Below are 26228 nucleotides of genomic sequence, written 5' to 3'. Positions count from 1 at the left end.
GCTTGCGGGCTTCCGGCGATCCCGCACAGTACCCGGCCAGGGTTTCGGCGTTTCGTGGTGTCTGACAGATGGTGCACGGCAGATTGGTACCCATGCCTGAATCCACTGCCTTCCTCCGCCTGCGCAGCGGCGCCGGCCGGGGAACCCTGGCCGCCGCCGTGCTGGCCTCCGGCATGGTCTTCCTGGACAGCACCGTGGTCAACGTGGCACTGCCCCGCCTCGGTGCCGACCTCGGCGCGTCGGTGGCCGGTCTCCAGTGGACCATCAACGGCTACCTGTTGACCCTCGCCGCGTTCGTCCTGCTCGGTGGGGCGCTCGGCGACCGCTTCGGACGTCGGCGGGTGTTCCTGCTCGGCGTGGTGTGGTTCACCGCCGCTTCCGTGCTGTGCGGGCTCGCGCTGCGTACCGACTGGCTGGTGGCTGCGCGCTTCCTTCAGGGGGCCGGGGGTGCCCTGCTCACCCCGGGCTCGTTGGCGTTGCTCCAGGCCAGCTTCCATCCCGACGACCGGGCGAAGACGATCGGCGCGTGGTCGGGGCTCTCCGGTGTCTCCACCGCCCTCGGACCGTTCGTCGGCGGTTGGCTGATCGACGCTCTCTCCTGGCGGTGGATCTTCTTTCTGAACGTGCCGCTGGCGGTGCTCGTCGTGGCGGCGACGCTGCGCTGGGTTCCCGAGAGCCGGGACGAGAACGTGGTCCGGCAGCGGGCCACCCGCCAGTTCGACATCGCCGGTTCCCTGCTCGGAGCCACAGCCCTGGCCGGTGTCACGTACGCCCTGGTCGACGCGCCGGGTCGAGGTCTGAACTCGCCGGCGGTGGTGACGGCGGTCCTGACCGGGGTCGTCGCCGCGGTGGCGTTCGTGGTCCTGGAGCGGCGCCGTGGGGAGACCGCGATGCTACCCACCGGCCTGTTCCGCAGCCGGTTGTTCTCGGTGCTGAACTTCTTCACCGTGCTGGTCTACGCCGCCCTCGGCGGGTTCACCTTCTTCGTCGCCGTGTACCTGCAGAACGTGATCGGCTGGTCGGCCCTGCTCACCGGCCTCGCCTTGCTGCCGATGACCCTGCTGCTGCTGGTCGGCTCACCGCTGACCGGTGCACTGTCGACGAGGATCGGTCCCCGGTTGCCGCTCACCGTCGGGCCGGTGCTGGCCGCCGTCGGGCTGCTGATGCTGCGCGAGATCGCACCCGGGGCGTCGTACTGGCAGCAGGTGCTGCCCGGGGTGGCGATCTTCGGAGCCGGGCTGACCCTGGTCGTGGCACCGTTGACCGCCTCGGTGCTGGCCGCCGTCGACGACCGTTTCGCGGGAGTGGCCAGCGGATTCAACAATGCGGCCTCGCGGGTCGGCGGGCTGCTGGCGGTGGCCGCCCTACCGTTGCTGGTCGGGCTGACCGGCGCCGGGTACGAACAACCCGACGAACTCACCGCTGCCTACCGTGGCGCGCTGCTCTGGTGCGCGGGTCTGCTGCTGGCCGGAGCACTCATCGCCGCCCTGCTGGTCCACCGACCGGCCCGCCGTCCCCCGCCGGCTCAGCCCTGCCACTCGATGCCGGTCTCCACACCGAAGTAGCTGTGTGAGGAAGGGCACCTACCAGCAAGGTGCCCTTCCTCCCGCCTCAGGGGGTGGCGCGGTTGACGGCGCTGGTGACCGCCTTGATGGAGGCGGTGACGATGTTGGCGTCCATGCCGACGCCCCACACCGTGTGCCCGTGCACTTCGCATTCGACGTACGCGGCAGCCTGCGCGTCCCCACCGGAGGAGAGGGCGTGCTCGTGGTAGTCGAGCACGCGTACGCGCACCCCGGTCGTGCCCAGCGCGTTGACGTACGCGTCGATCGGGCCGTTGCCGATGGCGGTGATCGAGCGGGACTTCCCTCCGGTGCGGATCCGTGCGGTGATCTCGACCTTGCCGTCGGCGGTGCCGATCACGTAGTCCGACAGTGCCACCGCCGGGTCGCGCTGGTGGTCGAGCAGGTACTGCCCGGCGAAGATCTGCCACATGGTGGCCGGGGCGACCTCGCCGCCGTCGTGGTCGGTCACCTGCTGCACCACGCCGGAGAACTCGATCTGGAGCCGACGGGGCAGGTCGAGCTGATGTTCGGTCTTCATGATGTACGCCACGCCGCCCTTGCCGGACTGCGAGTTGACCCGGATCACCGCCTCGTAGCTGCGACCGAGGTCCTTCGGGTCGATCGGCAGGTACGGCACCGCCCAGGTGAACTCGTCGACCGGCAGTCCGGCCCCTGCCGCGTCGGCTTCCAGCGCGGTGAACCCCTTATTGATGGCGTCCTGGTGGGAGCCGGAGAAAGCGGTGTAGACCAGGTCACCGGCGTACGGGTGGCGCTCGTGTACGGGTAGCTGGTTGCAGTACTCGACGGCCCGTTTGATCTCGTCGATGTCCGAGAAGTCGATCATCGGGTCGATGCCCTGGGAGAAGAGGTTCAGCCCCAGCGTCACCAGGTCGACGTTGCCGGTGCGTTCACCGTTGCCGAACAGGCAGCCCTCGATCCGGTCGGCGCCGGCCAGTAGACCCAGCTCGGCGGCGGCCACCCCGGTACCCCGGTCGTTGTGCGGGTGCAGGCTCAGGACCAGGCTGTCGCGCCGGGGCAGGTTCCGGTGCATCCACTCGATCGAGTCGGCGTACACGTTCGGCGTGGCCATCTCCACCGTGGCCGGCAGGTTGATGATGAGCTTGCGGTCCGGGGTGGGGTCGACCACCTCGATGACCTTCGTGCACACCTCCAGCGCGTACTCCAGCTCGGTGCCGGTGTAGGACTCGGGGGAGTACTCGTAGAAGATCTCGGTGTCCGGGGTGTGGATCTCGGCGTACTTCTGGCAGAGCCGGGCGCCGCTGGTGGCGATGTCGGTGATGCCGTCCCGGTCCAGCCCGAAGACCACCCGTCGCTGCAACGTCGAGGTCGAGTTGTAGAAGTGCACGATCGCCCGGCGGGCACCGCGCAGCGACTCGAAGGTGCGGTCGATCAGATGTTCCCGGCACTGGGTCAGCACCTGGATGGTGACGTCCTCGGGGATCAGATCCTGCTCGATCAGCTGCCGGACGAAGTCGAAGTCGGTCTGACTGGCCGACGGGAAACCGACCTCGATCTCCTTGTAGCCCATCTGCACCAGGAGCTGGAACATCCGGCGTTTGCGCTCGGGTGACATCGGGTCGATCAGTGCCTGGTTGCCGTCGCGCAGGTCGACCGCGCACCAGCGTGGTGCGACCTCGACGTGCCGGGTGGGCCAGGCCCGGTCCGGCAGGTCGATGCGGAACTGCTGTCGGTACGGCTGGTATCTGGTGTAAGGCATCCGGCTGGGACGCTGCCTGGCGATCGGATCGGAGTCGATGTCGGTGGTGCCGGCTGAGTGAGCCATGGCGAACTTCTCCCGTGGTCATGTGACGTCAGCTGTGGAGGTCGGCGGTGAGGCCGAGGAAGTGTCCGGAACTGCTGGCGGCGCGGTTCGACTCCGCGACGAGGTGCCGGCCGTCAGGCCTCGTCGCGGCGACCAAGGAGAAGGTGCGCCCGCCACATGACGAACCGACCCTACGTGGTGGGTGTCAGGTCTGGGAAGGCTCGTCCGGGATTTGGGACAGCGTCTGTGTCGCCAGCTTTACGATGGACTGTTTGCACAGCTCATGACCAGTTCGCCCAAGGGCTGGCGATGCCGCAGCGAAGTCTCATGGCGCAACAGGTCGGCCGGGAGGCTGAACGGATCGCCGAGCTGCCCGATCGCCGTGACCACGTATGGTCGGACGTCGCTGGGCAGATCGAGGTCGGTGATCAGGCCGCGGCGGTCGAACTCCGTCACCTGGCGTACGTGCAGACCCAGTGCGGTGGCCTGCACAGTCAGGTGAGCCACCGCCTGACCCAGGTCGTACGTAGCGAACGGGTTGTCGGTGGTGTGTTCAGCGGCGAGCAGCAGAACGCTGGCTCGCCCGGCCCACCGCTGTTCGCTCGCCGGCAGGTTGACCAGGATGTGCTTGAAGGTCTCCTCCTCACGGTGCCCGACGGCGAATCGCCAGGGTTGCCGGTTGTCGACCGACGGTGCCCATCGTGCCGCCTCCAGCAGGGTCGTCACCTCGGCCGAGGTCACTTCCGCGATCGGGTCGAACGAGTGGGGGCTCCAGCGGAAGGCGAGCAGCGGAGTGAGGTCGGCCATGACACGAAGCGTCCCGTATGGGCGTTTCGAGCTAGCGTGGGGGATGCCTGAATGTGGGAAAAGACACCCGTAACGGACGAAACGTCATGGCGTTCCTGCGGACACGTCCGAACCGGTCGACTCCAGGTCAGCGAGTGCCGTCGGGTCCACGGCCGGCGCCGCCAAACCCAGCGGCTCACCCTCCACCACGGGACCGGGAAGCTGCACCGTGCCGGGGGCCGGCTCGGGTGGGGCGGCCAGAGTCAGCGTGCCGAAGGCCACCCGTACCCCGGTCGGCGTGCCGTCGGCGTCGAAACAGTAGATGCCGACGTCCAACGGCGGATTGATCGACGCCGCCGTCGTCTCCACCGAGTAGCAGGTGCCGGTCGCCTCGGGAGGTGCCATGGCCGGCGACACAGACAACGGGGCGCGCCGGTCGGTGAGCACATCGAGCCAGTCGGTGAACGGGTGTTGCACCCGGGGATCAAGGCGGCGCGGCAGCGTGTCGTCAGGCTCACCGAGGCGTACGCAGACTGCCGGCTCCGGCCGGACAGCCGAAGGTAACGCGCACTGGTACAGCCCGGCCGCGACGGCGACCAGGGTGATGTCGACGGTGCCGCCGAGGGCGCCGCCCGGCACGTCCACCCGCCAACTGCCGTCGTTTGCGCTGGTGAACACGATCAGACGGTCGGTGGCACCGTCCGCCCGCAGCCGATAACGGGCGATCAGGTGCCGGTCCTGGGCAGCAGCCGCGAGGGCGGCCAGTTCGTCGCGGGCCGCACCCGGACCAGCTGGACGAGGCACGGCGGTCGGCGTCGGCGCGGGTTCGGTGGGCGGGTCGGGCGAGCAGGCGGCAAGGGAGGCGGGCACGACGAGCGCCAGCGCGACGGTCAGGTGACGGTTCGGATGGTGGGCGGCGGGCACCCGATCATTCTGGGCGTTCGACAGGTGTCCGGGACAGCCCCGCACCGGCCGGCTTCTTCGGCGTGTCGCAGGCGACCCGTGTCGTGTCCGGAGGCCGGATCGTGGGATCACCTGACCCGGCGGTCAGAGCGGCCCGATACCCTGATGTCGTCCGACCCGCGCCGCCGGCCCCGGTGCCGGCGGCGTCGGCACGCTCAGGGCAACCGGGAGGGAGTGCACCGTCGTGGCACTCGTGGTGCAGAAGTACGGCGGGTCCTCCGTCGCCAACGCCGAGCGGATCAAGCGGGTGGCCGAGCGCATCGTCGCGGCCCGCAAGGGCGGTGACGACGTGGTCGTGGTGGTCTCCGCGATGGGTGACACCACCGACGAGCTGCTCGACCTGGCCAACCAGGTGAGCCCGTTGCCGCCCGGTCGGGAGCTGGACATGCTCCTCACCGCCGGTGAACGGATCTCCATGGCACTGCTCGCCATGGCGATTCACAACCTGGGGTACGAAGCCCGCTCGTTCACCGGCTCCCAGGCCGGCGTGATTACCACGTCGGTGCACGGCCGGGCCCGGATCATCGACGTCACCCCGGGCCGGCTCAAGGGTGCACTCGACGAGGGATCGGTCGTCATCGTCGCCGGTTTCCAGGGCGTCTCACAGGACACCAAGGACGTCACCACCCTCGGGCGGGGCGGCTCCGACACCACCGCCGTGGCGCTGGCGGCAGCGCTGCGCGCGGACGTCTGCGAGATCTACACCGACGTCGACGGGGTGTTCACCGCGGATCCACGGATCGTGCCCAACGCCCGGCACATCCGGCAGATCACCTACGAGGAGATGCTGGAACTGGCCGCCTGCGGCGCCAAGGTGCTGCACCTACGTAGCGTGGAATACGCCCGGCGGGCCGGGCTGCCGATCCATGTCCGCTCGTCATACTCGACAAACACCGGCACGATGGTCACCGGATCGATGGAGGAACTCCCTGTGGAGCAGGCACTGATCACCGGGGTCGCTCACGACCGCAGCGAGGCAAAGATCACGATTGTCGGGGTGCCCGACGAGCCCGGTGCCGCCGCGAGCATCTTCGACACCGTCGCGGGCGCCGAAATCAACATCGACATGATCGTGCAGAACGTCTCCACCGAGGGCACCGGTCGTACGGACATCTCCTTCACCCTGCCCAAGGCCGACGGCCCCACCGCGATGGCTGCCCTGAGCAAGATTCAGGAAACCCTCAACTTCAAGGGCCTGCTCTACGACGACCACGTCGGCAAGGTCTCCCTGATCGGCGCCGGGATGCGCTCGCACCCCGGCGTGGCCGCCGGCTTCTTCGCCGCGCTCGGTCAAGCCGGAGTGAACATCGAGATGATCTCCACCTCGGAGATCCGTGTCTCGGTTGTCTGCCGGGACACCGACCTCGACGCGGCGGTCCGAGCCATCCACGAGGCTTTCGACCTCGGCGGCGACACCGAAGCCGTGGTGTACGCGGGGACGGGGCGGTAGCCCGGGTGGCTGGGCTGCCCACCCTGGCCGTGGTCGGGGCCACGGGGGCGGTCGGCACCGTGATGTGTGAGCTGCTCACCGGGCGACGCAACGTCTGGGGCGAAATCCGGCTCCTCGCCTCCGAACGCTCCGCCGGGCGCAAGGTCCGCTGCCGGGGCGAGGAAGTGACCGTCCGGCTCCTCACCGAGGAAACGCTCGACGGCGTCGACGTGGCGATGTTCGACGTGCCGGACGAGGTCGCCACGCACTGGGCACCCATCGCCGTGGGCCGTGGTGCCGTCGTGGTGGACAACTCGGGAGCCTTCCGGATGGATCCCGAGGTACCGCTGGTGGTGCCCGAGATCAATCCGGAGCAGTTGCGCAACCGGCCCCGGGGCATCGTCGCCAACGCCAACTGCACCACTCTCGCGATGATCGTCGCGGTCGCTCCGCTGCACCGTGAATACGGCCTGCGAGAACTGGTACTCGCGTCGTACCAGGCGGTTTCAGGGACCGGTCGAATCGGTGTCGACGCACTACACGACCAGTTGGCCAAAGTGGCCGGTGACCGGCTGCTCGGCTCGCGTACCGGCGACGTGCGGCAGGCGGTCGGCGACGATCTCGGCCCGTTCCCCGCGCCCCTGGCGCTCAACGTGGTCCCCTGGGCGGGTGCACTTGCCGACGGTGGCTGGTCGTCCGAGGAAATGACGATGCGCAACGAGTCGCGTAAGATCCTCGGGTTGCGCGACCTGAAGGTCTCCGCCACCTGTGTGCGGGTACCAGTGGTCACCGGCCACTCGGTCGCGGTGCACGCCGTCTTCGCCACCGAGATCGACGCCGAGGGGGCCCGTAGCGTGCTACGCAACGCGCCCGGAGTGATAGTCGTCGACGATCCGGCGGCCGGTGAGTTCCCGATGCCGATCGACGCGGTCGGCACCGACCCGTCCTGGGTCGGTCGGATCCGCCGTGCCGTGGACGACCCTCGGGCCCTCGACTTCTTCGTCACCGGCGACAACCTCCGCAAGGGCGCTGCCCTCAACATCGCCCAGATCGCCGAACACCTCGCCCAGGACCTCTAGCCGCTGGCCGCTGCGGGTGGGGTCAGGCGGCGGAGAGATGGACGCCGTCGCGGCCCTGTCGTTTCACGGCGTAGAGGGCCTGGTCGGCGCGGCGCAGGGCGAGCTCGGGCGACTCGCCGGGGCGAGGAAGTGCCACGCCGACGCTGATCGTACGACCTACCCGGCGAGCCGCCTCGGTGAGCCGCTCGGCGACGCGTACCGCCTCGTCGGGGCGACTCACCTCGATCACCGCGACGAACTCGTCTCCGCCGGTCCGGTACAACTCGTCGCCCTGGCGCAGTTCGCCCTCCAGGGCCCGGGCGAGGCCGATCAGTACCCGGTCGCCCGCCTGATGGCCGTACGTGTCGTTGACGGTCTTGAAGTCGTCCACGTCGATCGCCAGCAGGGCGGTGCGGCCCGGCGTCACGGTGGCGATCCGCTGCCCGAACGGGCCGGTGTGCCGCAGTCCGGTGAGCGGGTCGGAGCTGGCCTGCTCACGCAGTCGTTCCAGGGCGCGTAGCCGCTCCAGGCAGCTCCATGCCTGCCCGGCCAGCAGTTCCAGCAGGTTGACGGTGGTCGGGTCCGGCCGCAGCAGTCGCCCGTCGGCTACCAGCAGCACCCCACCTCGTTCCGGCGGGCCGAAGGGCACCGCCACCAACGTGCCGACGCCGATCCGGACCAGCGGTTGATGCTCGTCGGTCGGTGGATGACCGGATTCGCCGAGGGTGTAGCCGGCGCCGTAGCGGTGGGCCCGCTCTATGATCCGCCCGATCGCCGGGGCGGCCAACTCGTCCAGCTCGGCGCGCATCCGGGTCTCCAGTTCACCGGGGGTGGCCGTCGGTGCACCGAGTCGTGGGCCGCCCCGGCCACCGAGGAGCAGGACGGCGGCGGCGAGGGTCGACACGTCCCGGGCCGCAGCGATCGCGGCCGTCATGAGTTCCCACGCGGTGCTGGCGACGGTCATTGCCGAGACGTGTCGTAGTAGTTTTTCGCTGCGGCTCTCCGTCGGCCCGCCGAGTGCCGAGATCCGGGCGCCGAGGCGGGCGGCGATCCGCTCGGCGACCAGCCGCCAGGTGGCGAGGTCGGCTGTTTCGGTCCATTGCAGGTCGAGTACGCCGATGGTCCGGCCCGCCGGACTAACGACCGGTACGCACACCTCCGCGGTCACGTCGGGGCGTACCGGGATGTGTGCGGCGTCGGCGTCGACATCAGGGACGACGGCGCAACGCCCATTGGTGTAGACCCGCCCGACGACCCCGGCGTCGGGCGCGACGGTGGCGAATACCTGCCAGGCCCCGGTGGCGGCGACGCAGCGGAGCCGACCGTGCAGGTGCAGCAGGACGGCGATGGTGGCAGGGGTGTACCGGGCGAGGGCGTCGACGGCCGTTTCGCAGACCTCGGCGACGGTCGACGCCATGGGCAGGCGGACCGTGACGTCACGGATGACACTCTGATGATCCACTCGCACGTCGTTCCAGGTGGGAGCCGTTCCCCGGTGGCGCCGGGTCGCGGATCAAGCGTACTCACGCGGGCCTGGGAGGAAGCTGAGATCGTACGCATGTGCTATCCGCGGGGTGCGGACGTGGCCTGTGGGTGGCGGTCGTGCCGTGGTGGCGAGGGTGGGTGCTTCCGGTCGAGGGACGGCACCATGTTAATGAAAGGAATGCATATTGTCCGTTTTGGACTAATATAGGGGTCTTCGTGGTTAAAGTCGGTCTGCCTTCCCGACGGTCGGGAAGGTCTGATCGAGTAGAGGCGAAAACGTGAGTGTAATCCGGCGAATTTCCGCCACCGGAGCGATAGCGATCGCCGTGGGTGCCGTCGCGTTGTCGAGCGCGACCCCGGTGCTTGCCGCGCCCGGGGATGCCAGCGCTCGTGGTGTCGTGGTCGACCTGTCCGCAACCGTGGCCGGCGTGCCGGTTATCACCGCCGACGCGGTCATCGGTAGCGTCACCGCACCGCCCGGCGGTGGTACCGACACCGACACCGCTCTGGCGATCACCCTCCCCGGCGCTCTGGGGGTGACAGCCTCGGGCACGGTCGTCGAGGTGAGTGCCACACGAGGCGAGACCGCATCATCGGCCAACGCCGACATCGCCAACCTGGCCCTGACTGTCCTCGACACCCCCGTCATCGACGCCGACGTGATCACCGCGGCGGTCACCTGCCCGCAGGTCGGAGCACAGACAGCCGACACCACCCTCGTGGGGCTGGAACTGTTCAGCACACCGATCGATCTGCTGCCGAACACCCCCGGCATCACCGCGAGTGCCGCAGTCGCCGTTCCCGGTCTACTCGACGCTTCCCTCAGCGCTACCCTGACCAGGGTCGAATCCGTCACCGATGCCGGTGCCGTGGCCATCGCCGTGCAGGCGACCCTCCGGCTGACCGGCACCATCATCGGTGGGCCGCTGCTCGACATCCCGGTCGGCACCGTCATCCTCGCCGAAGCCACCTGTGAGCGTCCGCTCGGCCCGTCGCCGACGCCGACGCCGACGGTGACACCGACGCCGACGCCAACGGTGACCCCGACCACGTCACCCACGGTCGCACCGACCCAACCACCGACGGTCAGCCCCGTCCCCACCCTCCCGGTCACCGGTAGCGAGCCGACGCAGCTGTGGTGGCTGTTCGGCGTCGGCGCCGCCATGGTGACCATCGGGGGTGCCGCAACGCTGATCCTGCGCAGGCGTAGCACCGAGTGAGGCGCGGCGTGCCCGTTCTGAGGTAGGACGAACGTGAGGGGTCTCCGGCCGACCGGCCGGAGACCCCTCACCGAGTTGCGGAAGGTTTCGTGCGTCACGGGAAGTAGTGACCCGTGTCCAGGTCCTCGATCAGCCCTGGCCCGACGGGCTGCCAGCCGAGCAGGTCGCGGGTCAGTGCGCTGGAGGCGGGCTGGTCGATTCCGAGGAGCCCGCCGAGGAAGCCGAACTGGTCGGCCGGGACGGCGGTCACGGGCACGTCCAGGTGACGGCCGATCGTCCCGGCGATCTCCCGGATCGGTACGCCTTCGTCGCCCACGGCATGAAGGACCGACCCGGCCGGAGCCTGCTCCAGCGCCAAGCGGAGCAGGCTCGCCGCGTCCCGCACGTGCACGGCGGGCCAGCGCTGGGAGCCGTCGCCGACGTGACCGGAGACGCCTCGGTCGAGGGCCGTGTCGACCAGCATCCTGATGAACCCCCGGTCGCCGGTGCCGTGTACGGACCGGGGTAGGCGCACCACCGAGGAGCGGACACCGAGCGTGGCCAGTCCGACCGCCGCCTGCGCATTCGCGTCACGCAGCACCGCGAATCCCTCGCCCTCGGCCCGGTCGCGCTCGGTCGCCACCCCGCCGGGCACGACCGGCGTCCCGGATGCGACGACCAGCGGCTTGCCGGAGCCTCGCAGGGCCGTGCCGAACGCCTCGACGACCCGTCCCTCTTCCCGCGCCGACTCCTCGAATCGGCTGAAATCGTGGCCGAAGGCGAGGTGTACCGCCCCGTCGACGCCCGCCGCCGTGTCGCGCAGCAGGTCGAGGTCCGCCAGATCGCCGCGCAGCACCTCGGCGCCCAGCTCGGCGGCGACCGCCGCCGAGCGGTCCGACCTGGCCAACCCGACGACGTGGTGCCCCGCACTGATCAGCTCGGGTACGAGAGCCGAGCCGATCCAGCCCGCTGCGCCGGTGACGAGAACACGCATGAGAAGCCTCCTGGGAACAGCTCGTCCGCCCAGTGCCGGACGAGTGATAGGACTTGGTCCCATCACCGTAGCAGAGTGATGAGACCAAGTCCTATCAACTATCCTGTGGGCATGGCCCGATGGGAACCCGACGCCCAGGACCGGCTGTTACGCGCCGCGCTCGACCTGTTCGCCGAACAGGGCTACGACCGCACCACCGTCATCGAGATCGCCCAACGAGCAGGACTGGCCAAGAGCACCTTCTTCAGGCACTTCCACGACAAGCGGGAAGTGCTCTTCAGTGGCCAGGACCTCCTCAACGGCCTCCTCGCCGAAGGCATCACGAACGCCCCCAGCGCCGCGACGCCACTCGACGCCGTCGAGGCCGCCCTCGACACCGTCGCCACAATCTTCACCCCCGCAAGGCGCGAGTACGCGCCGGCTCTCCTCGCCGCCCTCGCCGACAACAGCGAACTACGCGAGCGCGACGCGCTCAAGCGCAGAGGCTTCGCCGACACCATGACCGAGGCGCTGCGCCGCAGAGGCATCCCTGACCGGCCCGCAAGCGTCGCCGCCTGGCTCGGCGTACTCGCGTTCGGCGAGGCATACTCGCGCTGGGCCGACCCCGCCAACCACCAGGGATTCGACGAACTCGCCCGGCAGGCACTCCGCGAGCTGCGGACGACCATCGCCGAACTGCGCTGAACCCGACCGACCCGTCGCCCGCTCCCCGAAGCCCGCCGCATCTCGCCAGCGAAAAGCTGTGGTCGGTTGCGCGGCAAGTGGGTAAGGCTCCTGCCCCGTGGATCACGAGGAGAGTCCAACCCGGACCGCGAGGTCGCAGGCGCCGTTTCGGACGGCGCGCAGTCCATCGAGCAGGTTCAAGGTGATCTGTCGGGCGTACCCGTTGTCGCGGATCGTCTCCGGGGTCGACTGCGTACGCCTGCCACAGTGGGCGAGAGCCTGCGCTTACCCACTACTGTACTTGATCTGTGCACGAAAGCGTCAGAGGGCACATCCATCGATCGGATGTGCCCTCTGACCTCGGTCGGGGTGGCCGGATTCGAACCGACGGCCTCTTCGTCCCGAACTGGCGGCACGCCGGTCGGATCGGGTGTCATCCGAGGCCGTCCGGCCTGCTGGGGTCGCGCTGGGTCGGGTTCGGAGGGCTGGGTTGCTGTACTTCGCTGCTGTACTGCTCGTCGACGAGGAACTGCCGGAAGTGGGTGCGCATCTCCAGCCAGTGACGGTGTTCGTCGCAGGGGTGGAGTCGGCCGCACCGGCACAGGTTCAGGGCCGCCTCGGCGTGCTTGGTCAGCAGGATGTCGGCGTGGTCGACCTGGGCTTGGGCGTACTCGCGGAAGGCTGCCGAGGTGTAGATGGCTCCCATCGGTCACCGCCCCGACCCGGGGGTGTGGCGGTGGAGCCAGAGGGCTTCGGCGACGGCGTCTCTGGGGTCGATGTCTCCGGACGCCAGGCGCTCGCGGGTGACGGCGATCCAGGGCGGTGAGGCGGGAGTGACTTCGCCGCAGGCGGTTCGCATCCCCTCCTGGGCGAGCTGTGCGAGCCGGCAGGGGTCGCGTTGGTTCGTGTGCCAGCAGCCGGCGATCACGCAGAAGCCGAAGCTGTCGGGTCGGTGGGCCTCCCAGAGGGCGCGGGCCAGTCGCCACAGTAGGCGGTGCTGGCAGTCGGCGGGCGGTTCCAGGGGCGGGTTCTCGACATCGAAGGACATGCGCCGACCATCCCGCCCGACGGCGGACCGCTCCATGACCAGCGGTCATGTCACGGTGACATGGGACGGCTCGACCAGTACGAAGGGTCGCCCTAGGCTGTCGATCTGAACACCTTGAGTAGTCGGAACGCGACGCTGGGAGCCGCCGTGCTGCTCGATCCGCTGCGAATACCGGAGGATGCGTGGTCGCACGGCGAGGTGCTGGCCGCCCTGGCCGCCCGCGACATCGGCGGCCTGTTCCGCTGGATCACGAGTCTCACCGGGGCGAGTCAGAGCAGGATCGGGGCTGCCGTCGGGCTGGAACAGGGGTACGTCAGCCGGATCATGGCCGGACGCAAGGTCACCTCGATCGACGTCCTGGAGCGGATCGCCGACGGATGCCGGATGCCCGACCAGGCACGTACCACTATGGGCCTGGCACCCCGCCAGGCCGCACCACCCACCGGCACCGGCCGGCGCGCCCCCAGCGAGCCGCCGGCCATCCGGACCTGGCAGGAGGACGTACGCAGTGCCGCAGAGCTTTGGCGAGGTGACGTGAACCGTCGAGACATCCTGCGGCAGGTTGCTTTCAGTTCCGCCGGCTACACCCTGCCGGCGCTGCGCTGGTTCACCGCCCCCGACCCGGCCCCGGTCACTCAACCCGGCCGCAACACCATCGGTCAAGCCGACATTGACACCATCCGCGCGATGACGGCGACCTACCGCCAGTTGGACAACCAGTACGGCGGTGGGCACGCCCGCGACACTGTGGCCCGCTACCTCCACCAGGAGGTGACCCCGCTACTCACCGACGGCCGGTACGACCACGCCACCGGGCAACGGCTGCTCAGCGCCGCCGCCGAACTGGCCCAACTCGCCGGATGGCAGGCGTACGACACGGCCGAGCACGGCATCGCCCAGCGGTACTTGACCCTTGCCCTGGACTTCGCCCACGCCGCCGGAGACGACGGACTCGGCGCGGAGATCCTGGCGGCGATGAGCCACCAGGCCACCTACCTCGGCCACACCGCCACCGGCCTCGACCTGGCCCGCGCTGCCGGCCGGACCGCCCGCCGCGCCGGGGTTCCCGTGCTGACCGCCGAAGCCCACGTCATGGAAGCCCACGCCCTGGCCAAGGCCCACGACGAACGGGCCTGCGCTGCCGCCCTGCACCAGGCGGAACAGGCCCTCGACCGGGCCGACCGCAGCAGTGACCCGCAGTGGCTCAGCTACTTCGACGAGGCGTACCTATCGGCCAAGTTCGGCCACTGCTTCCACGCCCTCGGCCGCAACACCCACGCCGAACGCTTCGCCGCCCGATCCCTACGGATGGACAACCGGTACGTTCGCGGCAGAGCGTTCAACCTCGCCTTGCTCGCCAGCGTCCACGCCCAGCAGGGCGAACCCGACCGGGCCTGTGTCATCGGCGCGGAAGCCCTCACTCTGACTAACCAGCTCCGTTCGGCCAGGGCCGTTCGCTATGTCCGCGACCTGCAAGCGCAGCTCGCCCCACACCGGCGGCTACCGGCCGTCCGGCACTTCACCGGCCGCGTTGACGCCACCCTCGGCCCTCGACGCTGACCGTCACAGCTCTCCCCGGGCCTTGCGCGCCACCAGCTCCAGCACCGCGATAACCGTGCCGGCACCGACGATCTCACCCCGCGACACCAGCCCGTACGCCTCGTCGAGCGGGATCCACGCGACCTGCTCAGCCTCGTTCACGTCCACGGGTGCGCCAATGTGCTCGGCTTGCCGGGCCAGGAAGAGCAGGTTCTCGGCGTCCGCAGTCCCGACCCACGGTTGAAAGGACAGCAAGGGCTCCATCCACTGAGGGCGCCAGCCGGTCTCCTCCTCGACCTCACGCACAGCGCACTGCGTCGGTTGCTCGTCGTCGTCGACGTAGCCACCGGGCAGCTCCCACACCCACCGGTCGAACACGAACCGATGCCGCCGCATCAACAACAGATGCTCCTGGTCGTCGAGTACGGCGACCATGGCCGACCGGGGAGCCCGGATGACGTACTGCTCGAAGCGCACCCCGTCGGGCAACTCCACCTCGGCGATGCTCAACCGCGCTCGACGGGAGTCGTCCACCACCCGCTCGCCGTGGATCGTCCACCGGGTCAACTCCGTCGCCTGCTCCTCCACCACCCCGCCAGTATCCGCACCGAACCCTCGCTCGCGTAGTAGGCGGCGTCTACCGGGGGCACAGCCCGGTGTGACGCCCAGACGAACCCCAACACCGACCCCCGTCGGGGGGATGCGGTCTGAACCTGTCGGCGGCTGTCAGCTGGTGGCGGCCTGCGTCGGTGAGCAGGTGCCGGGCGTCGTTGATTCACGTCCGGAGCCGACCCGCGTTGACGCTCGCGCTGCCTTCTTGCTGCCTCGCTGCCTGACGCCCACTCGTAAGCCTGCCCCTTCGAGGGTCTGTCCGACCTGCATCCGTCGACCCTCTGTGCGCTCCGCTACTCAAGAAGGGCGGGCAAGGCGGCTGGCATCGCACCAAACAGCAAGTGATCTTCTGTTACCTTTTCGTTACCCTAACCCTCAGTAGCTGGGTAACCCCACTTAGCCACCGAAATGGGACGATGGTTTGAGTATCACAACAACGCTGCGTAGCCAGGTCGGCTACGCAGCGCACGTGCGGCCACCTTTGAGGCATCTGCCTTGATACATTTCTCAACGCACGAAGACGGCCCACGGGATTGGGCCCGTGGGCCGTCGGATCCTCAATCGCCGTGGAGGCAACATGAGAACTGGACCTACTATACTCCGAAAGCTCAGTCAAGTCACGGTAGCCACGCTCATGGTTGGTGCCGTCGTCGCGGGAGTAGGCACCTCAGCCTCAGCCGCAGACCAGACGGGAAACAAGCCAAGCGTTGTGGAGATTCGGAGCGCCCTGGACCGGATTTCGAATGGCACTTGGACCGAAAGTGACATTGATCTGCTCAAGCAGATTCCCGAGGTTGGCCACGCCGTTCCGGATCCCCGGGATCCCGGCACCCTAACGACGATGCCAGCGCGGCCAATCGAGCCCTCCGTAAAGGCAATAGAAAAGGCAAGCAAGTCGGGGATCGGGACGCTGGCGATTAGTTGCTGGAATCAGTGGAGCTACGTCGAAAAAAAGGACGTCTTCGGAAGCCGCATCTATCGCTTCAATGTAGAAACCGAATGGTGCTATGACGTTACGACCAACAAGCTGGTCAATATCGACCGAGCGGTCGGATATATCAACAACGAAACGTGGGGAATCTACTTCCGCGGCTGGCAGGTTGACAGCTATGGCGTACGGAGCACCAAGTACAGCGGCTGGCACGACAAAAGGGCAAACATTGAATACTGCGTTGGGGGGAACGTCGGTTGCTACACGACCACCTACCCCTACATCTACATTGAGCTAGGCACGACCGCTGGCTCGTACCCATGGAGCTGGAAGGTCGCTAGCAGCTCTGCAGGGTGAGATACTAGAATCGGGCGCGCAGCCTGAAGGAGTCAAGATGCAATCAGCTTTCCGCTTCCTCCTGATCACCAGTTTACAAGTTGCTGCGGTGGTCATTGCCTTCGCCTTCCTCATGACGCTCCTGTTCGAGCCGGGCGAGTGGAAGCGGTGGGACTGGCTTATTGACTTGACACCTCTGCTTGCGACGATTCTTTTCATCAATTTGCTGGTTCAAAGCTTCCGGCTTCGGCGACGCGCAAGAAGGCGGTAAGTCCCTCCAGCTAAGCCGGCGCGCACCCATTGTTCGTTTTGATGGGCGCGCGCTGCCACAACTGCAGGCTGTTACCTAACGATTCCAGCCACCCAGTGAGGTGATCTCAGTAACGCATATGGGTTGATTGGCGCGACACGGGTGAAGGCGGCGAGTCGGGCGGTGGTGGAGACAGGCGTGGAGCCATCGATAGACATGTCCTTGCGACAGATCCACGTCTTCGAGAGGGCTCCACGTGATTGCCTATCGTGCCATGGTCGACGTCCCGAGGGAACTCGTGCAGCATCTCGCGCGGCTGCTGTACGTACAGCGCCGGGCTTGCGGGACTCGCCGTGGCACTCGGGCGTTGACCTGCTTCTACCAGGCCCTGATGGTGCTCGTGTGGTTCCGCAAGGGTGAGGACATGACCTTGCTGGCAGCCGGCTTCGGTATCTCCCGGGCGACGGCGTACCGCTACCGCGACGAGGGCATCACGGTGCTCGCCGCCCAGGCGGCCGACCTGCACACCGCTCTGCGTCGGGCCGCCGCCGACGGCTGGTCCCACGTGATCCTCGACGGCAAACTGTTCGACTGCGACCGGTTCACCGAAACCACCACGAGCGTCAAGGGCGAGGTCATCGACGCCTGGTACTCCGGAAAACACCGCGACGTCGGCGCGAACATTCAAGCGATCATGCGTCCAGACGGGCTGCCGATCTGGACCTCGGAAGCGATGCCCGGACATCTACACGACACCAGCTGCGCCCGCGACCTCGGGATCACCGCCGCCCTGAACTGGTCCGCCGCCGAACTCGACCTACCCGCCCTGGCCGACTCCGGCTACGAAAGCACAGGCCACGGCATCAAGACCCCGATCAAGCAGCCTACCGACGGCAGCCGCCTCGCACCCGACAACCGCGTCTACAACCGACTGCTCCGCGGCCTGCGATGGCAAGGCGAACGCGGCTTCGCCATCCTGATCGGACGCTGGAAAACGCTACGCCATACAAACATCAGCCCACGCCGAATCGGCGACATCGTCGCCGCCGCATTACACCTGACCCACTTCGAGTACAAATACCTACCAGAAAGTCGTTGAGATCACTTCAGTTTCGCCATCCCGTCTGCCGTCGACCCGCACTCCTGTGGAGCGGGCCGCCGCCCGGCCCGCCACGTCAAGACGGCCTTGACGCCCGGACGGACGCTGGCGGGCCGGACGGTGGTCTGCTCGGCTCGCCCGGGTCGACGGTGGGCGGGATGGTTCCCACCGCAACCACCCACGGGCCGCGACGCGCCGACGGAGCCCCGGCCATCTCGGAGCCCGAGCGCCCCCGCCGGAGGCGCAGTAACCGCAACCCCACCACCACCCGGCAGCCGCCGACGGACCCGGCGTCCGCTCCCCCACGCCGCGCGGTGCTCGCCGCGCGGCCCGGCCGGCTGCCGACCCCTCCACCCCACCGGGAAACGGCCTGTCGTCATGCGGCGGCCCTCCGGGCTTCCCGCTGTCCGCGCCAGCCGCCGGGCGCGCGCCCTGGCGGCGGCGCGTGCGGCCCGTTCAGGGCCGCCTTGATAGACGTACAGAAAGTCCTCCCACACCGGCCGGCAGCCGGCCACCCAGCGGGTTCACGGCGGGTTGACGTGTCGGTACCTGGTGCTACTCTGGCCCTCGTCGAGCACGTCAGCGCCGCCTTCCCGCCGGATCGCTGAACTCGACTTCGGAGCTGCCGAGCGGCCTTCCTGCCGCTGATGCGGGTCACGTCCCGCCGGCTCTCGATCGCACCGGCCACTGCGCCGACCCGGAATCCGCTGAGCGGCCCAGCGCGGCCTTTCCTGCCGTCCACGATGGCCCTCGGATTCGCGCACTTTGACGGGTGGGGATCGCCTGCGGCAACCCGCCGGTAGCCGACGACCAGGCACCCCACCCGTCCCGGCGTCATTCAAGATCCAGGAACCCAGCTCTACGGCGGTCCAAGGCCGATGGCCAACCCCGCCCTCCGGCGTGAGCCGCCCTCCCCGGCGGTGCCAGGAGACACCACGAACACCACCGACGGACACCGCTCCGGCGTCCGGTGGCAGTTCGTCGCCCGTCCCCTGCCACCCCTTGAGGAGAACCCGTGTCCACCCCGTCCACCCTCACCGCCGGCCGTGACGCCCAGGCCCTGCACCGCGCCGCCACCCCGGATTTCTTCGGCTGGCTGGAGCACACCCGTGCCGCCGGAGGCTGCACCCGCCCGATCCGGCTGACCGGCACCCTCACCGCCGTCGAATCCGGCACCGGCCGGTCCTGGCCGAGCAGCACACCGACGAGCTGCCCGACCGGACGTTGCACAAGGCGTGCGGCAACCGCCGTGCCGCCCAGTGCCCCGACTGCGCCTGGGTCTACGCCGGTGACGCCTTCCAGGTCGTCCGCTGCGGCCTGACCGGCGGTAAGACCATCCCCACCACCGTCGCCCGGCATCCGGTCGTCTTCGCCACCTTCACCGCGCCGTCGTTCGGCCCGGTGCACCACCGGCACATCCCCCGGCACACCTGCGCCGCCCGGCGGCGCTGCGACTGCCGTCCGGCTCCCTGCCGCGCCCGGAGCACCGCCGGCACCTGCCCGCACGGGCGGCCCGCAGCCTGCTTCGCCCGCCACGACGCCGACGATTCGCAGCTCGGTCGGCCGCTCTGCCTGGACTGCTACGACCACGACCACCAGGTCGTCTGGAACCACTTCTCCGGGGAGCTGTGGCGACGCACGAAACAGGCCATCGAACGCCACCTCTCCGCCGTGTGCCGCCGACGCGGCATCCCCCACGTCGAGGTCGTCACCGAGTCCGGCCGAATCCGGCGGGTGCCTCCGGTGCGGGTGTCACACGGCAAAGTCGCCGAGATGCAGCGCCGGGGGGCGGTGCACTTCCACGTTCTGCTGCGCCTCGACGGCGTCGACCCGCACGACCGGCACGCCCTGGTGCCGCCGCCCGCCGGCATCACCGTCGATGATCTCGACGCCGCCGTCCACGCCGCCACCCGACAGATCGCCGTCACCACCCCGCCGCACCCCGACCGCCCGCAGGGCTGGCCGATCGCCTGGGGCGAGCAGGTCGACGTACGCCGCATCGGCACCAGCGACGGCGACGTGACCGACGCCAAGGTGGCCGCCTACCTCGCCAAGTACGCCACCAAGTCCACCGAGGTCACCGGCCACTGCTCCACCCGACTCACCCCGGACACCGTCGACGCCTACGCCGACCCGGAAGGCGACCACCTAGCCCGCCTCATCGACGCCTGCTGGCGACTCGGCCGCCCCACCCGGCACCACGTCACCCGGACGGCCGGAAAGACAGAAGACCGTCAAGGTGACCTTGACACCACACCGAACGAGTACGCCGGGCTGCGCCGCTGGGCGCACATGCTCGGCTACGGCGGCCACTTCCTCACCAAGGCCCGTCGCTACTCGGTCACCTTCGGCCTGCTCCGCGACACCCGCGCCGCCTACCGCCGCACCGAGCACACCGACACCGCCGGCAGCGACGACACCGCCGGCATGGTCACCGTGGGCACGCTGGCCTTCGTCGGCTCCGGCTGGTTGACCGACGGCGACGCCCTGCTCGCCAACACCGCCGCCGCCCAACGCCGGGAACGCCAACGCGTCGGCCGGGAAGAACTCGCCCACGAGGCGTGGTCGGGGGTGGCGGCGTGACCCGGCACCTCACCCCGCGCTGGTACTCCCCGGCCGAGGTCGCCGTCCTGCTCGGCTTCGGCCTGTCCAAGGTCAAGATGAAGATCGCCACCGGGGAGCTGCGTTCCATCAAGGACGGCAAGTACCGTCGCGTCCTGCCCGAGTGGGTCGACGAGTACGTCCGCGAGCAGGTCCAGCGGCAGGAGGCCGCCTGATGCCCGCCCGTACCCGCGCCAACGGCGAAGGCTCGATCTTCCCGTACCGCAACGGCTTCGCCGCGTATGTCTGGATCATCAAGCCCGACGGCAAGCGCACCCGCAAGTACGTCTACGGCCAGACCCGGGAGGTCGTCCACGACAAGTGGATCAAGCTGCACCAGCAGGCCAAGGCCGGCCCGGTCGCCACCCGGGTGCCGACCCTCGGCGACTACCTGACCTACTGGCACCGGGAGGTCGTGCGCCCCAACCTCGCGCCGCTGACCTGCGCCACCTACGAGACGATCCTCCGGCTGTACGTGATCCCCGGCCTCGGTGGGAAGCGGCTCGACCGGCTCCAGGTGCGCGACGTGCAGACCTGGATCAACGAGGTGGCCCGCGCCTGCCAGTGCTGTGCCCAGGGCAAGGACGCCCGCCGCCCGGAACTCAGGCGGCGCTGCTGTGCGCTCGGCCGGTGCTGCGGTGACGTGCCGTCCGCCCGCACGGTCAAGGACGTCCGGGGTGTGCTGCGCTCGGCGCTCAACCACGCCGCCACTGAGGAGTTGGTCACCCGTAACGCCGCCGCCCTGGTCAAGCTCCCACCGGTCCGCCGCCGCAAGGGCCGGGCCTGGACCAGCGACGAGGCGCGTCGCTTCCTGGAGTCCGCGCGGGCCGACCGCGATCCGCTGTACGCCGCGTACGTGCTGATCCTGGTGCTCGGCCTGCGCAAGGGTGAGGTGCTCGGCCTCACCGGGGACGCCGTGGACCTGGCGGCGGGCGAGCTGTCGATCGGCTGGCAGTTGCAGCGGGTCGGCGGCCAACTGCTGCACCGGGAGACCAAGACGCAGACCTCGGACGCCACCCTTCCGCTGCCGGACATCTGCGCGGCGGCACTCGACCTCCGCCAGCAGGCGAGGAAGGCCGACCGCGACGAGGCGGGGATCGCCTGGCAGGGCTCGCCACTGCTGTTCACCACCCGCTACGGGACCCCCATCGAGCCGCGCAACTTCAACCGTTCCTGGGACGCCCGCTGCGCCCGTGCCGGGGTTCGGAAGATCACCGTGCACGACGCCCGGCGTACCTGCGCGACCCTGCTCGTCGACCTGGACGTGCACCCGCGCGTCATCATGCAGGTGCTCCGGCACGCCGAGGTGTCGGTGACGATGGAGATCTACTCGCAGGCGTCCTCGGACGCCACCCGTGAAGCCCTCAAGCGCCTGGGCGAGAGTCTGCGTTGACCGCTGTTGCTGTACTCCACTGCTGTACAGAAGCACCAGAGGGCACATCCATCGATCGGATGTGCCCTCTTACCTGGTCGGGGTGGCCGGATTCGAACCGACGACCTCTTCGTCCCGAACGAAGCGCGCTACCAAGCTGCGCCACACCCCGAGGCGTGCCGACAAATAGTAGCCCACCGGTCCCGGGGCTCAAACTCGGTACCCAGGGTACGGGCGGTCAGCGCGGGATCAGCGTGAGCAGGCTGGCCTCCGGGGGGCAGGCGAACCGTACCGGGGCGGTCGGATGGGTGCCGAGCCCGGCGGAGACGTGCAGCCATGATTCTGACCCGGGCCAGCGGTGCAGGCCCTTCGCCATCGACCGGGGCAGCCCGCAATTGGTCACCAGGGCCCCGAACCCCGGTACGCACACCTGGCCACCATGGGTGTGCCCGGCGAGCAGCAGCCCGAAGCCGTCGGCGGCCATCTCGTCGAGCAGCGCCGGTTCGGGGGAGTGGGTGAGTGCGACGGAAAGGTCGACGTCGGGGGGGACCGGGCCGGCGACCGAGGGGTAGTCGTCCCGCGCGATGTGGGGGTCGTCCACTCCGGCAAGGTCGATCGTCCGGCCGCCGGCCTTGACCGTGGTCCGCCGGTTGTTCAGGTCGACCCAACCGGCCCCGGTGAGTACGTCACGAAGATCTTCGACGGGCAGCTCGACGCCCTCGGAGTACTCCCGGTCGGCTAGGAAGTAGGTGAACGGGTTCTTCCAGACCGGCCCGGTGTAGTCGTTCGAGCCGAACACGAACGCACCCGGGTAGTCGAGTAGAGGTTGCAGTGCCCGCAACACGCCCGGCACCGCGCCCGGGTGTGCCATGTTGTCGCCGGTCACCACCACCAGGTCGGGGTCCACAGCGGCCAGGGAGGCGACCCACTGCTGCTTGCGTACCTGGTTGGGGGTCATGTGCAGGTCCGACAGGTGCAGCACCCGCAGTGGCTCGGTGCCGGTCGGTAGCACCGGTACGTCGAAGCGGCGGAGGGTGAACAAGTTGCGCTCGACAAGGGAGGCGTACGCCAGGGCGGCGGCCCCCGTCGCGACGGTCGCGGTCGCGAGCCGGAATAGTGTGCGCTTTCGCATGCCGATCAGGGTAGTTTGACCGTCCATGAGCACGCTGAAGGACCGTCTCACCGCCGACATGCGCGCCGCCCTCAAGGCCCGCGACGAGCTGACCACCTCCACCCTGCGGATGGCCCTGGCCGCAGTGGGCACCGCCGAGGTGTCCGGCAAGGCCAAGCGGGAGCTCAGCGACGACGAGGTGGTGGCCGTGCTGACCCGGGAGGCCAAGAAGCGTCGCGAGGCCGCCACCGCCTTCGCCGACGCGGGCCGCACCGAGCAGGCCGCGAGGGAGAGCGCCGAGGGTGAGGTTCTCGACCGCTACCTGCCGAGGCAGCTCTCCGACGCCGAGCTGACCGAGCTGGTCACCCGGGCGCTCGCCGCGGGTGGCTTCACCGGTAAGGCTCAGATGGGCCCGGCGATGAAGGCGGCTCAGGCCGCGGTGGCCGGCCAGGCCGAGGGTGGCCGGGTGGCCGCCGAGGTACGCCGTCAACTGGGCCTGTGAAACAGGTTCCCGGGTCTGCTGTTGATACGCCGACGGGCGGACACCCTGACAAGGGTGTCCGCCCGTCGCGGCGTTGTGAGGCGGTCAGTCGCCGGACCGGTCGTCCGGGGGACGGCCGGGGTTGTTGGGCGGACCCGACGAGGGACGGTCGTCACCGCCGTCGTTGTTGCTGCCCTTACCGGCGCTGACCAGGATCGTCACGATGCCGCCCTTGATGGTGCGGCCACTGGGGCTGGTGCCGGCTGCGGTGCCGGCGGGGCAGTCGGAGGTGATCCGGCTGTTGGAGACGATCGGTTCGAATCCGGCACCGGAGATGCGGGACTTCGCCCGCTCGATGTCCACGCAGCCGACTCCCGGGATGGTGCGCTGATCGCCCTGGGAGATCTTCTTGCCGGGCGGGTCGAAATCGATGCGCTCCTTACCCTTCATCGCGTCGCGCAGCGTCTCCCAGACCGGCGGGTTGATGCCGTCCGACTGGTTGTGCTTCATCTTGACGTTGGTCTGCGGCCAGTCCGGGTCGGCCATGATGCCGGCGACCGCGTACTGCTTGGTCATCGCGACCAGGGCGGCGGTCTTCTCGGAGTCGGTGGTGCCGGACTTGCCGGCCACCGGGGCGTCGACGATGCCCTTGGTCTGTGCGGCCGTCCGGCTACCGCCGCACTTGCTGGTGGAGGAGTTGTCGCCGACGGGGCAGCGGGCCGCGTCCACGGCGGCACGGGCCACCTCGGTGCTGATCCGCTTCTCGCAGCGCGGGTTGGCCACGTCCAGCTTGTTGCCGTCCAGGTCCCGGATCTCCTGCACCGGAATCGGCTCGCAGTACTTGCCGTCGGCGGCGAGGGTGGCGTAGGCGTTGGCCAGATCCAGCGGGGTGGCCTGCGAGACGCCCAGGGTGAACGCGCCCCACTGGTGTGCGGCCTCCTTGGAGTTGGCGAATTCCGCGTCCTTGCTCTGCCGGAACTGGATGCCGAGGCGCTTGGCCACGTCCACCACGTTCTCTGCGCCGACCTGCTGCTGCAACGGAACGAAGTACGTGTTGATCGAGGAGGAGAAGGCGCTCCACATGTTCTGTACGCCGCCGGCCTTCAGGCCGGAGTTCGTCGGGCAGTAGAGGTTGGTGCCTGGGCATGCGGCGGGACTGCTGCTGTCGATGATGTATTCCGACTTGAACTGCTGCGGCGCGTTGAAGGTGTAGCTGAGCGGGATGCCCTTCTCCAACGCGGCCACGATGGTGAAGATCTTGAAGGTCGAGCCGGCCTGGTAGCCGGTGATGCCGTCGCCGCCGGTCAGGAGGGGGTTCACCGTGTTCGGGTAGTTGCCGAGTTTGCCCTTCGCGCGCTGCACCGGGTCACTGTGCGGCTTGTTCTTGGGCTTGTCGGGGTTGTCGAGCTTGAAGTTCCGGTTGACCGACAGTGCCCGGACCCGGCCGGTGCCGGGCTCGACCACCGCAACCATGGCGGCTTCCTTGGCGTTCACCGACTTGGCCTTACGGACCGCCTTGTCGGCGCCGTTCTGGGCCTGCTTGTCGAGGGTCGTGATGATGGTGTAGCCGCCGCTCTTGAGCCGCCGCTCCCGGTCGTACGAGGTCGAGCCGAACGTTTCCTGCGACATCCACCAGCGGTAGAAGTAGTCGCAGAAGAAGCCCCAGGCGTTCTTGTTGGTGGCGACGCAGCCGTTCGGTGCCCGCTTGCCCTTGACGACCAGCTTGACGGCCTTGGCCTCGTCGGCCTGCTGCTGGGTGATCGCCCCGGTCTTCACCATGTTGTCGATGACGTAGTCGCGTCGGTCGACGGCCTGCGGGTAGCCGCTCTTGGTCGTCGGGTCGAACGAGGTGGGCGCCTTCACCAGGCCGGCGAGCATGGCGGCCTCGTCGATCGTGAGCTCCTTCGGCGTCTTGTCGAAGTAGACCTGGCTGGCGGCGTAGATGCCGTACGCGCCGTTGCCGAAGGCGGCAAGATTCAGGTAGCGCACCAGGATTTCGTCCTTCGACATCTCCTTGTCGAGCTGGAGTGCGTACCGCATCTCGCGCAGCTTGCGGGCGCTTGTGTCCTCGGTCGCGGCGATCACGTCGGCCGGGTGGGTGGCCGAGTAGGCGATGCCCAACCGGACGTACTGCATGGTCAGGGTCGATGCGCCCTGCCGGTCGGCGCCGTCCTGGCTGTTGTTCACGAAGGCCCGGGCCACGCCGTTGAGGTCGACCCCGTTGTGGTTGTAGAAGTCGTGGTCCTCGGCGGCGATGATGGCGTTGCGCATGTTCTCCGAGATGTCGTCGAACTCCACGTCCCGCCGGTTCTCGTCGTACATGGTGGCCAGTGGTGTCTTGCCGTCGGAGGCGAGCAGATAGCTGATCTGGGGTGCGCGGGCCACGGTGAGTTCCTTCGGGAGCGCGCCGAAGGTCTCCGCCCCGGCCTTGGCGGCCAGACCCGACATCGCCACCGCGGGGAAGGCTGCCGCAGCAACCACCACACCGGCCAACAGCCCACAGATGAGCAGCGATGCGGCGTTGGTCAGGACGTTATGGTCACGTTTCCGCATCCAGGTCACCTCGACAGGGTACGCGAACAGGTAGCGAGGGGCGCTGGGGCGTCTTTTCCCCATTTCCTGCGCGCGTCGTCCTCGTTGTGCTAGACGCGTGGCACCGGGTGTCCGGTTGCGTGGATTCGAGCTGAGCCTCCTCCTTGCGGCGGCGGCTCGTGGTGTTTTCGCCGACTGCGGTGGGGTAAGCGGCGATCCCAGGTCCTAGAAGCCTGGAGTGTCCGAAATGATGGATTTTGCCGACAACGTTGCGTAATCGTGCGACTACAGAGCATGATGTAGGCGGCGACAGTGCCACATGTTGTCTGGGCCGCCCCAGGGGTAGGGCGTGCCGGACGAATCGGGGGGATTGCCGGCTGGCCCGCGACGG

Annotated in this window: 22 protein-coding genes, 1 tRNA gene and 2 pseudogenes; 13 read left to right on the top strand and 12 right to left on the bottom strand. The window is 68.8% G+C overall.

Annotated elements, in window-relative coordinates; translation table 11 throughout:
• Nucleotides 1-92 precede the first annotated feature (92 nt).
• Nucleotides 93-1565, top strand: coding sequence for an MFS transporter (locus HCA58_RS18495; protein WP_169599095.1), 1473 nt, complete (start codon nt 93-95; stop codon nt 1563-1565).
• Between the two features lie 46 nt (nt 1566-1611).
• Here HCA58_RS18495 and leuA read toward each other — a convergent pair whose 3' ends face one another.
• The 3 genes from leuA to HCA58_RS18480 all read right to left on the bottom strand — a co-directional run bounded on the left by leuA (nt 1612) and on the right by HCA58_RS18480 (nt 5058).
• Nucleotides 1612-3369 (bottom strand): 2-isopropylmalate synthase, encoded by a 1758-nt coding sequence (gene leuA / locus HCA58_RS18490; protein ID WP_169599094.1) that lies wholly within the window; start codon nt 3367-3369, stop codon nt 1612-1614.
• Nucleotides 3370-3606: 237 nt separating this feature from the next.
• A complete protein-coding gene (locus HCA58_RS18485; RefSeq protein WP_169599093.1) occupies nt 3607-4155 on the bottom strand; it encodes a nitroreductase family protein in 549 nt (182 codons plus the stop codon).
• A gap of 84 nt (nt 4156-4239) precedes the next feature.
• A complete protein-coding gene (locus tag HCA58_RS18480; RefSeq protein WP_346776037.1) occupies nt 4240-5058 on the bottom strand; it encodes a hypothetical protein in 819 nt (272 codons plus the stop codon).
• 223 nt (nt 5059-5281) lie between these two features.
• Here HCA58_RS18480 and HCA58_RS18475 point away from each other — a divergent pair, with 223 nt between their 5' ends.
• Both HCA58_RS18475 and HCA58_RS18470 read left to right on the top strand, forming a co-directional pair.
• Nucleotides 5282-6547, top strand: coding sequence for an aspartate kinase (locus HCA58_RS18475; protein WP_169599092.1), 1266 nt, complete (start codon nt 5282-5284; stop codon nt 6545-6547).
• Nucleotides 6548-6552: 5 nt separating this feature from the next.
• Entirely contained in the window at nt 6553-7605 is a 1053-nt protein-coding gene (locus HCA58_RS18470; protein WP_169599091.1) for an aspartate-semialdehyde dehydrogenase, read from the top strand.
• A gap of 22 nt (nt 7606-7627) precedes the next feature.
• Here HCA58_RS18470 and HCA58_RS18465 read toward each other — a convergent pair whose 3' ends face one another.
• Nucleotides 7628-9046, bottom strand: coding sequence for a sensor domain-containing diguanylate cyclase (locus HCA58_RS18465; protein WP_169599090.1), 1419 nt, complete (start codon nt 9044-9046; stop codon nt 7628-7630).
• Between the two features lie 301 nt (nt 9047-9347).
• Here HCA58_RS18465 and HCA58_RS18460 point away from each other — a divergent pair, with 301 nt between their 5' ends.
• Nucleotides 9348-10289 (top strand): hypothetical protein, encoded by a 942-nt coding sequence (locus HCA58_RS18460; RefSeq protein WP_169599089.1) that lies wholly within the window; start codon nt 9348-9350, stop codon nt 10287-10289.
• A 94-nt stretch (nt 10290-10383) separates the two neighbouring features.
• On the opposite strand, the gene HCA58_RS18455 is transcribed toward HCA58_RS18460, so the two are convergent.
• The gene (locus HCA58_RS18455) at nt 10384-11262 is read right to left on the bottom strand and encodes an SDR family oxidoreductase (RefSeq protein WP_169599088.1); all 879 of its coding nucleotides are present in this window, start codon (nt 11260-11262) and stop codon (nt 10384-10386) included.
• Between the two features lie 111 nt (nt 11263-11373).
• On the opposite strand from HCA58_RS18455, the gene HCA58_RS18450 reads away from it, so the two are divergent.
• Entirely contained in the window at nt 11374-11946 is a 573-nt protein-coding gene (locus tag HCA58_RS18450; protein WP_169599087.1) for a TetR/AcrR family transcriptional regulator, read from the top strand.
• Nucleotides 11947-12048: 102 nt separating this feature from the next.
• Here HCA58_RS18450 and HCA58_RS23645 read toward each other — a convergent pair.
• The 3 genes and pseudogenes from HCA58_RS23645 to HCA58_RS18435 all read right to left on the bottom strand — a co-directional run.
• Nucleotides 12049-12177: pseudogene (locus HCA58_RS23645) on the bottom strand (XRE family transcriptional regulator); the annotation flags it as partial.
• 181 nt (nt 12178-12358) lie between these two features.
• Nucleotides 12359-12631, bottom strand: coding sequence for a hypothetical protein (locus HCA58_RS18440; RefSeq protein WP_169599086.1), 273 nt, complete (start codon nt 12629-12631; stop codon nt 12359-12361).
• Between the two features lie 3 nt (nt 12632-12634).
• The gene (locus tag HCA58_RS18435) at nt 12635-12973 is read right to left on the bottom strand and encodes a hypothetical protein (protein ID WP_169599085.1); all 339 of its coding nucleotides are present in this window, start codon (nt 12971-12973) and stop codon (nt 12635-12637) included.
• Nucleotides 12974-13120: 147 nt separating this feature from the next.
• On the opposite strand from HCA58_RS18435, the gene HCA58_RS18430 reads away from it, so the two are divergent.
• Nucleotides 13121-14533: a helix-turn-helix domain-containing protein gene (locus HCA58_RS18430; protein WP_169599128.1), complete on the top strand. Its 1413-nt coding sequence runs from the start codon at nt 13121-13123 to the stop codon at nt 14531-14533.
• Nucleotides 14534-14536: 3 nt separating this feature from the next.
• On the opposite strand, the gene HCA58_RS18425 is transcribed toward HCA58_RS18430, so the two are convergent.
• A complete protein-coding gene (locus tag HCA58_RS18425; protein ID WP_169599084.1) occupies nt 14537-15103 on the bottom strand; it encodes an NUDIX hydrolase in 567 nt (188 codons plus the stop codon).
• A gap of 598 nt (nt 15104-15701) precedes the next feature.
• On the opposite strand from HCA58_RS18425, the gene HCA58_RS18420 reads away from it, so the two are divergent.
• From HCA58_RS18420 to HCA58_RS18395, 6 genes and pseudogenes are all read left to right on the top strand, one after another.
• Nucleotides 15702-16412, top strand: a complete 711-nt coding sequence (locus HCA58_RS18420) for a hypothetical protein (RefSeq protein ID WP_240956464.1) — start codon at nt 15702-15704, stop codon at nt 16410-16412.
• A gap of 37 nt (nt 16413-16449) precedes the next feature.
• Nucleotides 16450-16662, top strand: a complete 213-nt coding sequence (locus HCA58_RS23225) for a hypothetical protein (protein WP_205808996.1) — start codon at nt 16450-16452, stop codon at nt 16660-16662.
• Nucleotides 16663-16915: 253 nt separating this feature from the next.
• Nucleotides 16916-17740, top strand: a complete 825-nt coding sequence (locus tag HCA58_RS18410; RefSeq protein ID WP_169599083.1) for a transposase family protein — start codon at nt 16916-16918, stop codon at nt 17738-17740.
• A gap of 1015 nt (nt 17741-18755) precedes the next feature.
• Nucleotides 18756-20323 (top strand): annotated as a pseudogene (locus HCA58_RS18405) (replication initiator).
• Complete coding sequence (locus HCA58_RS18400) at nt 20320-20517, top strand: excisionase family DNA-binding protein (RefSeq protein WP_026269772.1); 198 nt, start codon at nt 20320-20322, stop codon at nt 20515-20517. Before HCA58_RS18405 ends, HCA58_RS18400 begins: the two are co-directional and overlap by 4 nt.
• Entirely contained in the window at nt 20517-21734 is a 1218-nt protein-coding gene (locus HCA58_RS18395; protein WP_169599082.1) for a site-specific integrase, read from the top strand. The genes HCA58_RS18400 and HCA58_RS18395 overlap by 1 nt, the downstream gene beginning before the upstream one ends.
• Before the next feature lie 74 nt (nt 21735-21808).
• Here HCA58_RS18395 and HCA58_RS18390 read toward each other — a convergent pair.
• Nucleotides 21809-21885: transfer RNA gene (locus HCA58_RS18390), tRNA-Pro, on the bottom strand.
• Between the two features lie 66 nt (nt 21886-21951).
• Complete coding sequence (locus tag HCA58_RS18385) at nt 21952-22845, bottom strand: metallophosphoesterase (RefSeq protein ID WP_169599081.1); 894 nt, start codon at nt 22843-22845, stop codon at nt 21952-21954.
• 25 nt (nt 22846-22870) lie between these two features.
• On the opposite strand from HCA58_RS18385, the gene HCA58_RS18380 reads away from it, so the two are divergent.
• Nucleotides 22871-23326 (top strand): GatB/YqeY domain-containing protein, encoded by a 456-nt coding sequence (locus HCA58_RS18380; RefSeq protein WP_169599080.1) that lies wholly within the window; start codon nt 22871-22873, stop codon nt 23324-23326.
• Between the two features lie 84 nt (nt 23327-23410).
• On the opposite strand, the gene HCA58_RS18375 is transcribed toward HCA58_RS18380, so the two are convergent.
• On the bottom strand, nt 23411-25858 hold the full coding sequence (locus tag HCA58_RS18375) for a transglycosylase domain-containing protein (protein WP_169599079.1): 2448 nt from the start codon (nt 25856-25858) through the stop codon (nt 23411-23413).
• Nucleotides 25859-26228 lie beyond the last annotated feature (370 nt).

This window comes from Micromonospora sp. HNM0581 (genome assembly GCF_012726175.1).
Taxonomy (GTDB): Bacteria; Actinomycetota; Actinomycetes; order Mycobacteriales; family Micromonosporaceae; genus Micromonospora.
Note: the sequence above shows the minus strand (reverse complement) of the source record. Positions and strands in the feature narration are given on the sequence as shown.

What these genes read in the sequence shown, in the direction of transcription:
- HCA58_RS18495 (WP_169599095.1), top strand. Translation starts at nt 93, where the DNA reads ATGCCTGAATCCACTGCCTTCCTCCGCCTGCGCAGCGGCGCCGGCCGG.
- leuA (WP_169599094.1), bottom strand. Translation starts at nt 3,369, where the DNA reads ATGGCTCACTCAGCCGGCACCACCGACATCGACTCCGATCCGATCGCC.
- HCA58_RS18485 (WP_169599093.1), bottom strand. Translation starts at nt 4,155, where the DNA reads ATGGCCGACCTCACTCCGCTGCTCGCCTTCCGCTGGAGCCCCCACTCG.
- HCA58_RS18455 (WP_169599088.1), bottom strand. Translation starts at nt 11,262, where the DNA reads ATGCGTGTTCTCGTCACCGGCGCAGCGGGCTGGATCGGCTCGGCTCTC.
- HCA58_RS18450 (WP_169599087.1), top strand. Translation starts at nt 11,374, where the DNA reads ATGGCCCGATGGGAACCCGACGCCCAGGACCGGCTGTTACGCGCCGCG.
- HCA58_RS18440 (WP_169599086.1), bottom strand. Translation starts at nt 12,631, where the DNA reads ATGGGAGCCATCTACACCTCGGCAGCCTTCCGCGAGTACGCCCAAGCC.
- HCA58_RS18435 (WP_169599085.1), bottom strand. Translation starts at nt 12,973, where the DNA reads ATGTCCTTCGATGTCGAGAACCCGCCCCTGGAACCGCCCGCCGACTGC.
- HCA58_RS18420 (WP_240956464.1), top strand. Translation starts at nt 15,702, where the DNA reads ATGAGAACTGGACCTACTATACTCCGAAAGCTCAGTCAAGTCACGGTA.
- HCA58_RS23225 (WP_205808996.1), top strand. Translation starts at nt 16,450, where the DNA reads ATGCAATCAGCTTTCCGCTTCCTCCTGATCACCAGTTTACAAGTTGCT.
- HCA58_RS18410 (WP_169599083.1), top strand. Translation starts at nt 16,916, where the DNA reads ATGGTCGACGTCCCGAGGGAACTCGTGCAGCATCTCGCGCGGCTGCTG.
- HCA58_RS18395 (WP_169599082.1), top strand. Translation starts at nt 20,517, where the DNA reads ATGCCCGCCCGTACCCGCGCCAACGGCGAAGGCTCGATCTTCCCGTAC.
- HCA58_RS18385 (WP_169599081.1), bottom strand. Translation starts at nt 22,845, where the DNA reads ATGCGAAAGCGCACACTATTCCGGCTCGCGACCGCGACCGTCGCGACG.
- HCA58_RS18380 (WP_169599080.1), top strand. Translation starts at nt 22,871, where the DNA reads ATGAGCACGCTGAAGGACCGTCTCACCGCCGACATGCGCGCCGCCCTC.
- HCA58_RS18375 (WP_169599079.1), bottom strand. Translation starts at nt 25,858, where the DNA reads ATGCGGAAACGTGACCATAACGTCCTGACCAACGCCGCATCGCTGCTC.